The following is a 13,864-nucleotide window of genomic DNA, read 5'->3' on the forward strand; positions in this document are numbered from 1 at the left end:
GACATTTCCGGCTAGCCACGTGAGATACGCAAAACACACGCCGTACCTGCGAAGGGACGGCGTGCGCGGCTGCTGCGGAGAGAATTATGGACGAACGGTGACGACCCGGTTGTGCCAGCCGGTCGATCCGTCGGGGAACGGCGGTGTGCGTTCCTCACGCTGGGGCCGACCGTCACGGTCGGTCGCGCGCACGCGCACGGTGTGCGTGCCCGGCTCGGCATTCCATGTCCAGGTCCACTGCCGCCAGGTATCGGTGGAGTATTCACCGGCGAGAGTGGCGGGCTGCCACGGCTGATCGTCCACCTGCACCTCGACGCGGTCGAGGCCGCGTCGCTGAGCCCAGGCCACTCCGGCCACCACCACCGGCCCGGCCGGCACGGTGGCGAAAGCGGCGGGAACGTCTATGCGCGAAGCGGTTTTGATCGGGGCGCGGTCTGCCCACCCCCGATCCGTCCAGTAGGCACTGGCGCGATCGAAGCGCGTCACCTCGAGCTCGACGACCCATTTGGTGGCCGAGACATAGCCGTACAGGCCCGGAACGATCATGCGCGCGGGATACCCGTGCGCGATGGGCAGGGGTTCCCCGTTCATTCCCACGGCCAGCAGCGCGTCGCGTCCGTCCATCACCGCGGAAAGCGGTGTACTGGCGGTGAATCCGTCGATACTGCGGGAGAGGATCATATCGGCGTCGGGCCGCACCCCGGCCTCGGCGAGCAGCTCCGCGAGCGGATACCCGAGCCAGCGCGCGGTTCCGGCCAGGTCGCCGCCGACCTCGTTCGAGACACAGGTCAGGGTGATGATCCGTTCGACCGGTGTGCGCATGCGCAGCCTGTCGAAATCGAATTCGACGGCGTGATCGACCATTCCGTGAATGCGCAGCCGCCAGTCGTCGCTGGTGAGCGCGGGAAGTTGCAGCGCGGTGTCGACTCGGTAGAAGCGATCGGACGGAGTGAGGAAGGAGGTGATGCCCTCGACCGGCACCTGCACCTCCGCCGGCACCGCCGGGGCAGCCGAACGCGGGCGGGGCAGCAGGAATCGCGCACGGTCCGCGCTCACGTCACGCAATCGCGCACTCACCCACTGTCCGGCCGCGGCGGCGCCGGCGGCCACCACACCCACGCTCGCCGCGGCGATCAGGAAGCGCCGCCGCGACATCCCCTCCTGGACCGGCGGGCGCCCCGGAATCGAACCTCCGATCAGCAGTCGCAGGGCAGACACCCCGGCGACCACACCCGCGCAGGCGGGAATCACGAAAAGCACCGTCGCAGTAGGCCTCTGCATCGCCGCGACCACTGTCACACCACCCAGGATCACCAATAACGCACAGCCCCAGAAGGATCGGCGGCGCTCCAGCACTCCCGCCACCGCCGCGCCGAGCAGCATCACGACCGACATCGAGGCGAACAGCGCCTGCTTGTCATGACTGCCGAACCGGCGAATCGCGGCGTCCTTCAATTCGTGCGGCGTGTGATCGACCATCGTCGCACCCAGCACGTAGAACGGCGACGCGGCGGGATCGATGAACGCCGCGACCAGATGTCCGACCCCGAGCACGGTCGCGGCGGCGAGAATTCCCGCCATCGCGGCCGACCACCAGCCGAGCCGACGGGGGCCCGAATTATGCCGGGGCTCAGCGAGAGTACTGCTCGGGGACGTCATCGAAACCTCTCAGCCGAGATTGAGCGATGCGATCGGCGTGGTCGTCGGCAATGGTGAGCCGCCCGCCGGTTCGATGGTGACGGCGAGCGTGTCCACCGAACGGAATCCGGCCACCACCGCATGGTCGGGCAGGGTGTCCAGAATCGCCGCCGAGCGTGGCGACTCACCCAGCGGCACCAGCCACACTTGGTACGCCAAGCCCTCGCCCGGTGCGGCGGTGCCCTGAAAACTGATGGCGGCCAGCGACAGCGCCGCCGAGGAGCGCACCTGCACCTCGCCGCCCGCCATGGCGATGTTCCTGGTCAGCACGTCGGGCTGTTCGTCGATGATCGATGCCGAAATAGCCTGCGCGGGAGCATGATCGGCGTATCGGTTGGCGATCCCGACCGTCCCGGCCCCGACCGCGATCACCACGGCCGCGGCCGCTGTGAGGCGCTCGAGCTGCGTCATCGAACCCAGAAACCGGCGCCGCGCAGGGCGATGATGCACCCCTCGGCCGCACGCGGCGTCGATCAGCCGATCCAGTGCCCGAAGCAGCCGGTCCTCCAGCTCCGGAGGCGCCGGCGAGGCGTCGACCACGGTCAATCCGGCCAGGGTGTCGTGGATTTCGGCGACCATGTGATCGAACTGGGCTGCGGTCAGGCGATCCGCCCCCGCCCGAAGGCGCTCGATATCGACCCGCTCGCGCTCGGTGACCGCGTCCATCGCGTACGGGTAGGCGAGTTCGAGCAGATCCACATCCGGCTGCTCGGCGGTACTCATAGCAAATCACTCCCTGTCAGGCATGCCGCTAGGCGCTTGAGCCCATCGCGGATACGGGATTTGACGGTGGGCACCGGCGTGCCCAATTTCTCGGCGACCTCCGAGTAGGTGAGTCCGCCGTAGTACGCCAGGACGATGGTGTCGCGTTGCAGCGGGGTCAACCTGCCCAGGCATTCCGTCACCGCACGTTCTTCGAAATTCTGCTGGACCTGCTCGAGCACCACATCGTGGTCCCGGGCCAGATGCAGCTGGCCGTAGACGGTGTCGCGGCCCACGGCGGCGCTCTCGGCGCGAATGCGATCGACCGCCCGCCGATGGGTCAGCATCAACAGCCAACCCATCGGACTGGACATTCGCTCGTCGTACCGATCAGCCAGGGTCCACGCCTGCAGGTACACCTCCTGCGTGACTTCCTCGGCCGTGGACCGATTGCGGAGCATGCGCACCGCGAGCCCGAAGACCCGATGGCTGGTCAGCCGATAGAAATCGGTGAACGCCTGCTGGTCGCCCGTACCCACCGCCGAGACCAAGGCGGCCAGCCGCCGGGTCAGCTCGATATCACGCCCCGGCCGCTCGACCGAACAGGAGGCGGTGAGCGCCGAATCCTGTTCGCCGAGCTCGCCGAACAGCGGAATGACCGTCGAATTCTCTTCTTCCGTCACGCTCGCACCTTGGGGATTCCTCCAAACATTGCGGCTATGAAAAAGATTCGCGGGATCGGCATGAGCCGCTCGCTTCCCGACGGTGCGGGGGACGTGGGCAACCATCAGCAGACCCGACGACTCAGGCCGGCGGCATCAGAACGGAGTCGATCATGTAGACCGTCGCGTTCGCGGTCTTCACGCCGCCACAGATGACCGAGGCGTCGCCGACCTTCAGGTTGTCGCCGGAGCCGGTGACGGTCACGTCCGCGCCCTCGACGGTCTTGTGCGATCCGGCGATCTTGTCCGGAGCGATCTGACCGGGCACCACGTGGTAGGTCAGGATCTTGTTGAGCGTCGCGGAATCGGTCTTGAGCGAATCGATGGTCGCCGCCGGGATCTTGGCGAAGGCGGTGTCGACCGGAGCGAAGACCGTGAACTGGCCGCCGTTCAGGGTGTCGACGAGGTTGACCTGCGGGTTCAGCTGGCCCGAGACCGCCGCGACCAGCGTGGTCAGCAGTGGGTTGTGCGAGGCCGCCGTGGCGACCGGGTCCTGTGCCATGCCGCTGACCGAACCGGCGCCGGTCGGCACCTGCTGGGCGTAGTCCTTGCAGCCCGGTCCGACCAGCGCGGCGGCGGCCGACGCGCTGGTCGTGGCGCCCGCGGCGGACGAGGACGAGGTGGACACGGTGGTGTCGGACTTGTCGTCGGAACAGGCGGTCGCTCCGGCCGCGACGGCGGCCACGGCGATCGCCACGACGAGAGAGCGCTGCATCAGCTTCATGATTGTCTGATTCCTCTGTGATGCGCGGTCCCGTCGAGGGCCGCGAATGGTTTCTGCGGAATGGGTTTCGCCCGAGCCCGTTGCTCGGATTGGTCTCCGGCGGCGGAATTCGCCGCGCGGGTCACCGGCCGAGGGTCGAGTGGGTTCGACCGGTGACCTCCTTCGGGCGGGGCAGCTCAGGCCCCGGTGCTCGAGAGAACCGTTGAGCACCACAAGGGGTTCGCCCAGGTTCGGCGACCGGTTTGGTCCGGCCCGAAAATTCTTCGGCCGCCGGTGACGGACAGGTTCGCGCGAGAAAACTTCCGCCACCGCCAAACCGATCCGGGGAGCATGTCGAAATCGAGGTATGAGATCAGTTCGAGATGCCGAATCCAGCCCCGGCAGTCGCCGCGACATCGCGGTGATCGGCAGCGGGGTGGCCGGACTCACGGCGGCATACGTCCTGGCCAAGCACGATCGGGTGACGCTGTACGAGCGGGATTCGCGGCTCGGTGGTCACGCCCACACGCACGAGGTCGAGTTCGCGCCCGGCAGGCGAGTCTGGGTGGACACCGCGTTCCTGGTGCACAACGACCGGACCTATCCGACCCTGCTGCGGCTGTTCGAGGAACTCGGAGTCGCCACACGGGCGACCGATATGTCGATGTCGGTGCGCGCGGACGAGATCGGCCTGGAGTACGCGGGCGCGAAGGGCATCGGCGGGCTGTTCCCCGCCGCGCGCATGCTGGCGAAGCCGCGCTATCTGCGCATGCTCGCCGATGTGCCGCGATTTCATCGCGCCGCGCGCGAACTGCTGCGCACCGGCGACTGCGACCTGACACTCGAGGAGTTCCTCAGCCGGAATCGGTTCGGCGAGTTCTTCATTCGATACTTCATGACACCGCTGGTCGCCGCGGTCTGGTCGTGTGATCCCCGGATCGCCGGGCGGTATCCGGCCCACTATCTGTTCCAGTTCTTGCAGCACCACGGGATGCTGACGGTGTACGGCTCCCCCGCCTGGCGCACCGTCGTCGGCGGTTCGGCACGGTACGTGGAGAAGATCGCCGCGACGCTGGACGAGATCCGCACCAGCACACAGGTTCTCGCGATCGACGAACGCGAGGACGGAGTCGTGGTCACCGACGGGTCCGGCCTCCGGCGGTTCGACGCCGTGGTGATCGCGGCGCATCCGCATCAGGCGCTGAGTCTGCTGGCCGAGCCCGACCCCCGGACCCTGCAAGTGCTCTCCGCAATGCCCTATTCGGTGAATCACGCCCGGCTGCACACCGATGAGTCGCTGCTGCCCGCGACCCCCGGCGCCCGGGCGTCCTGGAACTACCTGGTGCCGCCCGATTCCACGAGTTCCTCCGAGGTGGTCGTCACCTACGACCTCACCCGGCTGATGGGCTTGGACCACATCCAGGATCGCCGCTTCCTGCTCACCCTCGGCGGCGAGCACCTGATCGATCCCGCGCACGTGATCGCCGAGATGACCTACGAGCATCCGATCTACACACCCGAATCCGTTGCCGCACAGCGCCGTCTGCCCGAGCTGGACACCGACCGGGTCGCGTTCGCCGGCGCGTATCACGGATGGGGATTCCACGAGGACGGCGCGCTGTCGGGGTTGCGCGCAGCGGAGCGGATCGGTGGCCACTGGCCGGCGCCCGCCGAGATCGCCGACGCCGTGCCGATGGGTGCGCGATGAACACCGTCGCCGAGCCCGTGCTCTACCTCACTCGAATCCGGCACGCCCGCAAGGAACCGGTGCGGCACGAGTTCGAATACCGCGGGTACAGCTGGTATTTCGACGTCGAACACCCGCCCCGGCTCCCGCTCCCGCTGCGCCCGCTGGCCTATTTCCGGGCGCGCGACCACCTGCACGGGCCGGGCGCGGATCTGCGCGCGCGACTGGACGATCTGCTGGCACAGCACGACGTGGACTGCGTGGGCGGGCGGATCACGACCCTGATGAACGCGCGCATGCTCGGCTACGTCTTCGACCCGCTGACCCTGTTCTGGTGTCACGACGACCGGGATCGGCTGCGCTGTGTGATCGCCGAGGTGCACAACACCTACGGCGACAGGCATTCCTACGTCCTGTTCCCCGACGATCTCGGGCGCGTGACCGCCGACAAGCGGCTGTACGTCTCCCCCTTCAACGCGGTGGACGGACACTATGTGCTGCGCGTCCCCGAACCGGACGACGCACTGGCCATCCGGATCGTGCTGCTGCGCGATCACACCGCGCCCTTCACCGCCTCCGTCTCCGGACACCGGGTGCCGGTCACCGCGCGCACGGTACTGCGCGCCCAGCTGCGCACACCCTTCTCACCCTGGCTGATCGCGGCACGCATCCGCCGGCACGGCCTCGCCCTGTGGGCACGCGGACTTCCGATCTCACCGCGACCGAGCGTCGCGCACTCCCCACGAAGGACAGCACTGTGACTCAGACTTTCCTGGACACCACCACCGACGACCTGCAGCCGCCCGCGCCGACGGGGCCGCGCGCACGCCTGTTGGCCGGCGGTGCGGCCACGCTGTTCCGGCGGGCGGTGACCCGGTTGCCGCTGCGGGTGGAGTTCCCGGACGGAACCGTGCTGGGGGCGCACGCCGACACGGATCCACTGCCGCGCATGATCATTCGCGATCCTCGGTCGTTCTTCGCCCGGATCGGGAGCCAGGGCCTGATCGGTTTCGGCGAGTCCTACACCGCCGGAGACTGGACCGCGCCCGATCCCGCCGCCGTGCTCACGGTGCTCGCCACCGACCTGGCCGGTCTCGTTCCCCGTCCACTGCAACGCCTGCGCGCCGCGCTGCTCGCTCCGCCACCCGATGAGGAGGTCGGCACCGAGATCAACGCCCGCACCAATATCGAGCGGCACTACGACCTGTCGAACGAGCTGTTCCACCTCTTCCTCGACGAGACCATGACCTACTCCTCCGCGCTCTTCCGGGATGCCGAGATGGAAGCGGGACCCGTTGCGTGGGAACAGCTCTCGGACGCGCAGTGCCGCAAGATCGATCGGCTGCTGGACGCCGCGGGCGTGCGGGCGGGGACCCGGCTGCTCGAGATCGGGACGGGCTGGGGCGAACTGTGCGTGCGCGCCGCCGCGCGCGGAGCGATCGTGCACTCGGTGACGCTCTCGAGCAGACAGCAGTCGCTCGCGCGGTTGCGGGTGGCCTCGGCGGGGTACGCCGATTCGGTGTCCATCGATCTGCTCGACTATCGCGATATTCGCGGCAGCTACGACGCCATCGTCTCGGTCGAGATGATCGAGGCGGTCGGATACCGGTACTGGCCCACCTATTTCGAATGCCTGGACCGCTTGCTCGCGCCCGGCGGACGCGTCGCGCTGCAGGCCATCACGATGCCGCACGATCGGATGCGCGCCACCCGCAACACCTACACCTGGATCCAGAAGTACATCTTCCCCGGCGGCTTCCTGCCCTCGACCCGGGTCATCGAGACCACCGCCGCCCGCCACACCGAACTGCGGGTGCGCGAGGTGCACGGTTTCGGGCAGCACTACGCCGAGACGCTGCGGCTGTGGCGCGAGCGCTTCGACGGCCGCGCCGCCGAGGTCGCGGACATCGGCTTCGACTCGCGCTTCCGGCGCATGTGGCAGTTCTATCTCGCCTACAGCGAGGCCGGATTCCGCTCCGGCTATCTCGACGTCCAGCACATCGTCCTGGACCGGCCGAAGGAGCAGTCGTGACCGTCGCCGCCCGCCTCGAATCCGCCCTGACACCTCTGCTGCGAGGCCCCCTGCCGGTCCGGCTCGTCGCCTGGGACGGGAGTGCCGCGGGGCCGCCCGACGCACCCCTGGTGCTGCTGCGGAGTCCGCGTGCGCTGCGCCGAATCCTGTGGCATCCCAGCGAACTCGGCGCCGCACAGGCCTACGTCACCGGTGAGATCGATATCGACGGCGATCTCGGCGTGGCGCTGAGCACCGTCTGGAAGGTGGTCGCCGAGCGCGGCATCGCGGGGGTGCGCGCCCGCGATCTGGGCCGTCTCGCCGTCGCCGCGGCCCGCCTCGGCGCCCTCGGGGCACCACTGCCCGCGCCGAGCACCCAGGCGAAACTGCGCGGACGGCGCAACGAGCGCGAGCGCGATCGGGCCGCCATCCACCATCACTACGACACCTCCAACGAGTTCTACTCGCTGCTGCTGGACCCGGCCATGGCCTACTCGTGCGCCTACTTCACCCGCGATGTACCCGGCACACCGCCGGATCCGGGCTACGGCATCGCCGAGGCGCAGGCCGACAAGCTCGATCTGGTCTGCCAAAAGCTCTCTCTCGCACCGGGAATGCGCCTGTTCGACGTCGGCTGCGGATGGGGATCGCTGAGCCTGCACGCCGCCGAGCACTACGGGGTCGAGGTGGTGGGCATCACCATCGCGCGGGAGCAGAAGACCTTCATCGACGCCCGCATCGCCGAACGCGGTCTGGGTGACCGGGTGCGAATCCGCCTGCAGGACTATCGCGAACTCACCGACCACGATTTCGACGCCGTCGCCTCCCTGGAGATGGGCGAGCATGTGGGCGAGCGCAATTACGGCCGCTACGCCCGGGCACTGTACGACGCCGCGGCACCCGGAGCCCCGGTGCTGGTGCAGCAGATGTCGAGGCGCGGAAAGCATCCCGGCGGAGGACCGTTCATCGAATCCTTCATCGCACCCGATATGGCGATGCGTCCGGTCGGTGACACCGTCGAGTACTTCGAAAGCGCCGGGCTCGAGGTGCGCGGGGTGCAGGCGTTGCGCGAGCACTATGTCTGGACCGCCCACGCCTGGTTGCGGCGGCTCGACGAGCGATGGGACGAGGTGGTCGCGCTGCTCGGGATCGAGGGGGCGCGGACCTGGCGGTTGTATCTGGCCGGTGGTGCGCTCGCATTCGAGCAGGGGCGCATGGGAGTGGACCAGATTCTGCTTCGCCGCCCGTCCGCGTCGGTCTCGGCCCAGCTACCCCCGCGCGTGCAGGAGCTCGTATCGTGAACGGCTACTGGGGTTTTCTCGCGATCGCGGTGCTGAGCCTGCTGGCACTGGGCGTGCTGCAGCTGGCCACCTTCGCGATCGCGCGGCGGATCGGCCGCTACAACATCGTCGATGTCACCTGGGGACTCGGCTTCGCGGTCGTGGCACTGGTCGGAGCGGTCTTCGGTGGCGGCGCGCTGGATCGCCGCCTGCTGCTGCTGGCGGTGGTCTCGGTGTGGGCGGTGCGGCTGAGCGTGCACATGCACCAGAAGTCCGCCGGGCACGGCGAGGATCCGCGCTACACCGAGCTGCTGGAGCGGCACGGGAACACGCCCGGGGTGGCGTTGCGCCGAATCTTCCTGACCCAGGGCGCGGCGCAGTGGGTGATCTCGCTGCCCATCCAGGTCTCGGCCATCGCCGGGCCGACCACCAGCCCCGGCCGCTACGCGCTGACCGCGGGCGTACTGGTGTGGCTGGTCGGGGTGATCTTCGAAGCGGTCGGTGACCTGCAGTTGCGCCGGTTCCGCGCGGATCCGGCCAATCGCGGGACGATCATGGATCGCGGGCTGTGGGCCTGGACGCGGCATCCGAACTATTTCGGGGACTTCTGCGTGTGGTGGGGCATCTGGCTGATCGCCGCCAGCGCCTGGCCGGGCGTACTGACCGTCATCTCCCCGCTGTTGATGGCGTACGTGCTCATTCAGGGCACCGGAGCGCGGTTGCTGGAACGGGTCATGGGCGAACGCCCCGGCTACCGCGAATATCAGCAGCGCACGTCGTATTTCTTCCCCAGCCCACCGCGCCGGACCCCGTGATGCGAAACCCTTCCCCCGCCCCGCATCGCGCCGAAGTGGTACGCACGACTCCCGGCACACCACTAATGTCTCGGTCAGCACTCGAGTCACCTGCGAGCTACCCCAACCAACGGAGACATACCGCGATGGCGGACGAACAGCGATTCCACTCGGTCGGCACCGAATCAGGTGCGCGGACCCCCGAGCCGGACCCGGCATGTCCGGTGAACCGCCCCGGACCCGACCCCGAGCAGACCCGCCGGCTCGCCGAACTGCTGAGCTCGATCGCCGCCGGCGACCGCGATTCCTTCACCGAGTTCTACCGCTCCACCCACGACCGGGTATTCGGATTGGCCCTGCGTATCCTGCGACGGCACAATGCCGCCGAGGAGATCACCCAGGAGGTCTATCTGTATGTGTGGAACACGGCGGTGCAGTACGACGCGCAACTCGCCAGCCCGATCGGCTGGCTGATGATGATCACCCACCGACGCGCCGTCGACCGGGTGCGAGTCGAATCCTCTTCCACCACACGCGATCTCGCCTTCGGGCAGCGCCAATTGGGCCGCGATCACGATATCGTCGCCGAGACCGTGGGCCAGCGTTCGGAGGAGCAGGCGGTCGTCGACTGCCTCGGCACCCTGACCACCACCCAGCGCGAGACGGTCGCCCTGGCCTATTACGGCGGGCGCACGTACTCCGAGGTGGCCACGCATCTGGGCATACCCCTGTCCACAGTCAAGACTCGGATCCGCGACGGCCTCAAGCGTCTGCAGAACTGTCTGACGGGAGCGGTGGCCGATGCCTGACATCCACTCGCACGACGACCTGCCGGACCTGGCGTACCCGTACGCGCTCGACGCGCTGTCCGATGAGGACCAGCGCGCGGTGGAACACCTGCTGGAGCACGCGGACGAGGGCACCGCGGTCGCGTTCCGCGCCACCGTCCGCGATATTCGCGAGACGCTGGCGAGCATGACCCTCGTGGACGCCCTGCCCGCGCCGCCCGATCTGGAGGCGAACATCCAGCGGGCGCTGGACGAGCAACTCGGCACCTCGAGTTTCGCCGCGGCACGGGCCCGGCGGATTCCGGGGCTGCGCTGGCTCGCGGTCGCCGCGGCGGCCGTCGTGGTCATCGGGGTCGGCGCGGCGGTGGCGGTGAATCGCATCCAGCCCGACGACTCCGGAGCGATCACCGCACAGCAGGTGATCGATCACTCCGACACCCGGGCCACCACCGGTCTGGTCACCGGCGGCGGCACCGTCACCGTGAACACGTCCAGGGATCTGAACTCCGCCGCGGTCTCCTTCCAGGGTGTGAGCGCTCTGCCGGAGGGCCGCACCTTCCAGATGTGGCTGCTGCCCGAGGTCGGTGACCCGCGCTCGGCGGGCGTCCTGGGATCACTGCCCACCGATCGCGACCCTCTCGTCATGAGCCTCAGCGACGCGCGCGCGGTAGCCCTGTCCATCGAACCGGCGGGCGGCTCGCCTCAGCCCACCACCACTCCGATTGTCGCAGTGCCGTTTTCATGATCGTTGTGTGACCGAGCCGTTCGCGTGAAAGACCCACGCGGACGGCTCGTTCCACCTCAGCGCTCCCCTACCGCGCCACTCCCGCGGCGCAACTCTCGATCCGCGGATTCATCCCGGTGTAATTGAGCGGCCCGGCGAACACAGTGGCCGCCACGGTCCCCGAACTCGCGCAGTTCATCGGCCCACTGTCGAAGTAGTGCCGCTGCCCGGCCGCCACCGCCCCGACGATGATCCAGATCAACACCACCAACACCAGGATCCCCCCGAACTCGGTCCGGCTCCCGCCGCGAGTTCTCCTGCCGCCCCGGCTTCTACCCATGATCTCAACTCCGCCTTCACTATTCATTGCCATGGGGACCTACCCACGCCGCGCCCCCGGAAACCCGGTCGACCGGTCTGCGCGAACCACAGAATTCCGGATCATAGCCAGAGCACCGCGGCACACGGCCGCCGCTGCGCGCGCAACCGTTGCGAGCCAGGGCATTTCGCCCGGACGGATCGTGCGCCGCGAACGCACGGTGGGATCCGGAGTCGGTGGCGCGGACCTGACACGTCCGGTCGCGAACGATCGTCCGCCCGATCGCGGCCGTCATCCGGGTGCGATTCCTTTGCGCGGCCGATCCGGTCTACATGAGCGAGGGGTTCGTTCTACGACGGACCCACGTCATGACTGCCGAGGAGAATCGAATGGGCGCGAAAATCCCCGCCACGATGCGGGCACTGGTGCAGGGGTCGTTCGATGGCCCACGGGACATGCGACTGCGGGACGACGTGCCGGTGCCGAGCCCCGGCGCCGGTGAGGTGCTGATGCGGGTCCGGGCGGCCGGAGTCAACTTCGGCGATATCTCCCGCGCGTACGGCACCTTCGCGGGTGGGCCGCGCCCACCGTTCGTCGCCGGGTTCGAAGGAGCCGGGGAGATTGTCGCGCTCGGATCCGGAGTAGGCGCGGAGCTGCTGGGAGCGCGCGTCACGGGGGTCGGGGACGGCGCCTTCGCCGAGTACATGGTCGTGCCCGGGGCCGCGGCGATGCCGGTGCCGTCCGGGTGGACCGAGCAGCAGGTACTGGGGGCGGCGGTGAACTGGCCTGCCGCGCTCGCCGCGCTACGACCGCTGGGCGGGGTCACCGCCGGGCAGACGGTGCTGATTCACGCCGCCGCGGGCGGAACCGGACAGGCGGCCGTGCGAATGGCCAAGCACTACGGCGCGACCGTCATCGGCACGGCCTCACCGGAGAAGCACGAGACGGTCCGGGCACTCGGCGCCGATCATGTGCTCGATTCACGCGGCGGTGATCTCGCGGCTCAGGTGCTGAGGTTGACCGGCGGAGCCGGTGCGGATGTGGTGCTGGAGTCGGCGGGAGGTCCGAGTTTCGACGCCGGTATGGCTGCGGCGAAACGGGTCACGGGCCGGGTGATCGTCCTGGGACTCGCCGGCGGAGAGGCGTCGATCAGCAACTGGGAATTGGTCTACAAGAATCAGATTCAGCTCATCGGACTCAATCTCGGAGTGCTGATCCGCACAGCGCCGGGGATCTTCGGGGAGGTGATGGGCGAATTGTCGGCACTCGTCACGGCCGGAGTGCTCCCGCCGGGACGACCGACCCACTACGACCTCGATGCGGGCCCGAAGGCTCTCGGGGAACTCGAATCCCGCGCCACCGTCGGCAAACTCGCGCTGGTGCCGTGAGGAGTGCCGGAGAAAGCGATACGCGTGCGTACGCTCGGCGGATGACCTCGCGACCGCGGGAGGCGCCCGATCCGAACGAGTTCATCGCCGACACCGAGCGGTTCCGGCGGGAACTGCTCGCGCACTGCTATCGCATGATGGGGTCGGCGCACGATGCCGAGGATCTGGTGCAGGAGACCTATCTGCGGGCGTGGCGGTCGTACGCGGGGTTCGAGGGCCGGGCCTCGGTTCGATCCTGGCTGTATCGGATCGCCACCAATGTGTGCTTCACAGCGCTGCAGTCGCGGCGGGTTCGGGTGTTGCCCTCCGGGCTCGGCGGCCCGTACGACGGACCCTCCCGTGCGCCGACTCCCGCTGCGCCGGGCGAGATCTCGTGGCTCGAACCCGTTCCCGACGCGTGGATCGCACCGGCCACCGACGATCCGGTCACGGTGGTGCTGGCCCGCGAGTCGGTGCGACTGGCGCTCATCGCGAGCCTGCAACATCTCCCGTCCCGGCAACGCGCGATCCTGCTGCTGCGTGAGGTGCTGGCTTTCCCCGCCGCGGACACCGCCGAAATCCTCGGTATCACGATCGCGGCGGTCAAGAGCGGCCTGCAGCGGGCTCGCGCTCGGCTCAACGAGCTCCACCCCGTCGACGACGGTCTGCTCGAACCGACCGATCACCGGGCGCGTGCGCTTCTGGATGCCTACATCGCGGCGTTCGAAAACTCCGATGCCGCTCTCCTGGAACAGGTTCTGCGCGTCGACGCCCTCCTGGAAGCGACACCGTTCCGCGACTGGCAGGCGGGGCGGGCGCGGTGTCTGCAGCTACTGGCCGCGTACGTGCTCGGCGCCCCCGGAACGTGGCGGATGATCGCCACCACCGCCAACGGCCAGCCCGCGGCGGCGGTGTACCACCGGGGGTCGGACGGTGTGCTGCGCGCGAGCGGGATCGTGGTGTTGGGCGTGACCGCCACGGGCGTCTCCCGGGTGGTCGAGTTCCAGGATTCCACGCTGGTCGCGACGTTCGGACTGCCCGACACGCTCGCGGCCTGAACGCCGATCGT

The 13,864-nt window shown here is 68.7% G+C and carries 14 protein-coding genes; 9 read left to right on the forward strand and 5 right to left on the reverse strand.

Annotated elements, in window-relative coordinates; genetic code table 11:
• Nucleotides 1-84: 84 nt before the first annotated feature.
• From NJ1_RS10445 to NJ1_RS10460, 4 genes are all read right to left on the reverse strand, one after another.
• On the reverse strand, nt 85-1,581 hold the full coding sequence (locus tag NJ1_RS10445; protein ID WP_084477964.1) for a molybdopterin-dependent oxidoreductase: 1,497 nt from the start codon (nt 1,579-1,581) through the stop codon (nt 85-87).
• 87 nt (nt 1,582-1,668) lie between these two features.
• On the reverse strand, nt 1,669-2,421 hold the full coding sequence (locus NJ1_RS10450; RefSeq protein WP_067691038.1) for an anti-sigma factor: 753 nt from the start codon (nt 2,419-2,421) through the stop codon (nt 1,669-1,671).
• Entirely contained in the window at nt 2,418-3,083 is a 666-nt protein-coding gene (sigK, locus tag NJ1_RS10455; protein ID WP_245717321.1) for an ECF RNA polymerase sigma factor SigK, read from the reverse strand. Before sigK (NJ1_RS10455) ends, NJ1_RS10450 begins: the two co-directional genes overlap by 4 nt.
• A gap of 121 nt (nt 3,084-3,204) precedes the next feature.
• A complete protein-coding gene (locus NJ1_RS10460) occupies nt 3,205-3,846 on the reverse strand; it encodes a fasciclin domain-containing protein (protein WP_067691052.1) in 642 nt (213 codons plus the stop codon).
• Nucleotides 3,847-4,192: 346 nt separating this feature from the next.
• On the opposite strand from NJ1_RS10460, the gene NJ1_RS10465 reads away from it, so the two are divergent.
• From NJ1_RS10465 to NJ1_RS10495, 7 genes are all read left to right on the forward strand, one after another.
• On the forward strand, nt 4,193-5,533 hold the full coding sequence (locus NJ1_RS10465) for an NAD(P)/FAD-dependent oxidoreductase (protein WP_067691055.1): 1,341 nt from the start codon (nt 4,193-4,195) through the stop codon (nt 5,531-5,533).
• On the forward strand, nt 5,530-6,273 hold the full coding sequence (locus NJ1_RS10470) for a DUF1365 domain-containing protein (RefSeq protein WP_067691058.1): 744 nt from the start codon (nt 5,530-5,532) through the stop codon (nt 6,271-6,273). The genes NJ1_RS10465 and NJ1_RS10470 overlap by 4 nt, the downstream gene beginning before the upstream one ends.
• Nucleotides 6,270-7,544 carry a class I SAM-dependent methyltransferase gene (locus NJ1_RS10475; RefSeq protein WP_169813126.1) on the forward strand — a complete coding sequence of 425 codons (1,275 nt, stop codon included), beginning with the start codon at nt 6,270-6,272 and terminating at the stop codon, nt 7,542-7,544. Before NJ1_RS10470 ends, NJ1_RS10475 begins: the two co-directional genes overlap by 4 nt.
• Nucleotides 7,541-8,824, forward strand: coding sequence for an SAM-dependent methyltransferase (locus NJ1_RS10480; protein ID WP_067691064.1), 1,284 nt, complete (start codon nt 7,541-7,543; stop codon nt 8,822-8,824). Before NJ1_RS10475 ends, NJ1_RS10480 begins: the two co-directional genes overlap by 4 nt.
• The gene (locus tag NJ1_RS10485) at nt 8,821-9,618 is read left to right on the forward strand and encodes a DUF1295 domain-containing protein (protein ID WP_067691067.1); all 798 of its coding nucleotides are present in this window, start codon (nt 8,821-8,823) and stop codon (nt 9,616-9,618) included. The genes NJ1_RS10480 and NJ1_RS10485 overlap by 4 nt, the downstream gene beginning before the upstream one ends.
• 125 nt (nt 9,619-9,743) lie before the next feature.
• The gene (gene sigK / locus NJ1_RS10490; RefSeq protein WP_067691070.1) at nt 9,744-10,406 is read left to right on the forward strand and encodes an ECF RNA polymerase sigma factor SigK; all 663 of its coding nucleotides are present in this window, start codon (nt 9,744-9,746) and stop codon (nt 10,404-10,406) included.
• Nucleotides 10,399-11,130, forward strand: coding sequence for an anti-sigma factor (locus tag NJ1_RS10495; protein WP_067691073.1), 732 nt, complete (start codon nt 10,399-10,401; stop codon nt 11,128-11,130). The genes sigK (NJ1_RS10490) and NJ1_RS10495 overlap by 8 nt, the downstream gene beginning before the upstream one ends.
• Before the next feature lie 67 nt (nt 11,131-11,197).
• Here the strand turns inward: NJ1_RS10495 and NJ1_RS10500 are convergent, their stop codons facing one another.
• The gene (locus NJ1_RS10500; protein WP_084477989.1) at nt 11,198-11,449 is read right to left on the reverse strand and encodes a hypothetical protein; all 252 of its coding nucleotides are present in this window, start codon (nt 11,447-11,449) and stop codon (nt 11,198-11,200) included.
• Nucleotides 11,450-11,817: 368 nt separating this feature from the next.
• Here NJ1_RS10500 and NJ1_RS10505 point away from each other — a divergent pair, with 368 nt between their 5' ends.
• Both NJ1_RS10505 and NJ1_RS10510 read left to right on the forward strand, forming a co-directional pair.
• Nucleotides 11,818-12,816, forward strand: a complete 999-nt coding sequence (locus NJ1_RS10505) for a zinc-binding dehydrogenase (RefSeq protein WP_067691599.1) — start codon at nt 11,818-11,820, stop codon at nt 12,814-12,816.
• Nucleotides 12,817-12,857: 41 nt separating this feature from the next.
• On the forward strand, nt 12,858-13,853 hold the full coding sequence (locus tag NJ1_RS10510) for a sigma-70 family RNA polymerase sigma factor (RefSeq protein ID WP_067691076.1): 996 nt from the start codon (nt 12,858-12,860) through the stop codon (nt 13,851-13,853).
• Nucleotides 13,854-13,864: the final 11 nt, after the last annotated feature.

It is taken from the genome of Nocardia jejuensis NBRC 103114, assembly GCF_001613145.1.
Classification (GTDB): Bacteria; Actinomycetota; Actinomycetes; order Mycobacteriales; family Mycobacteriaceae; genus Nocardia; species Nocardia jejuensis.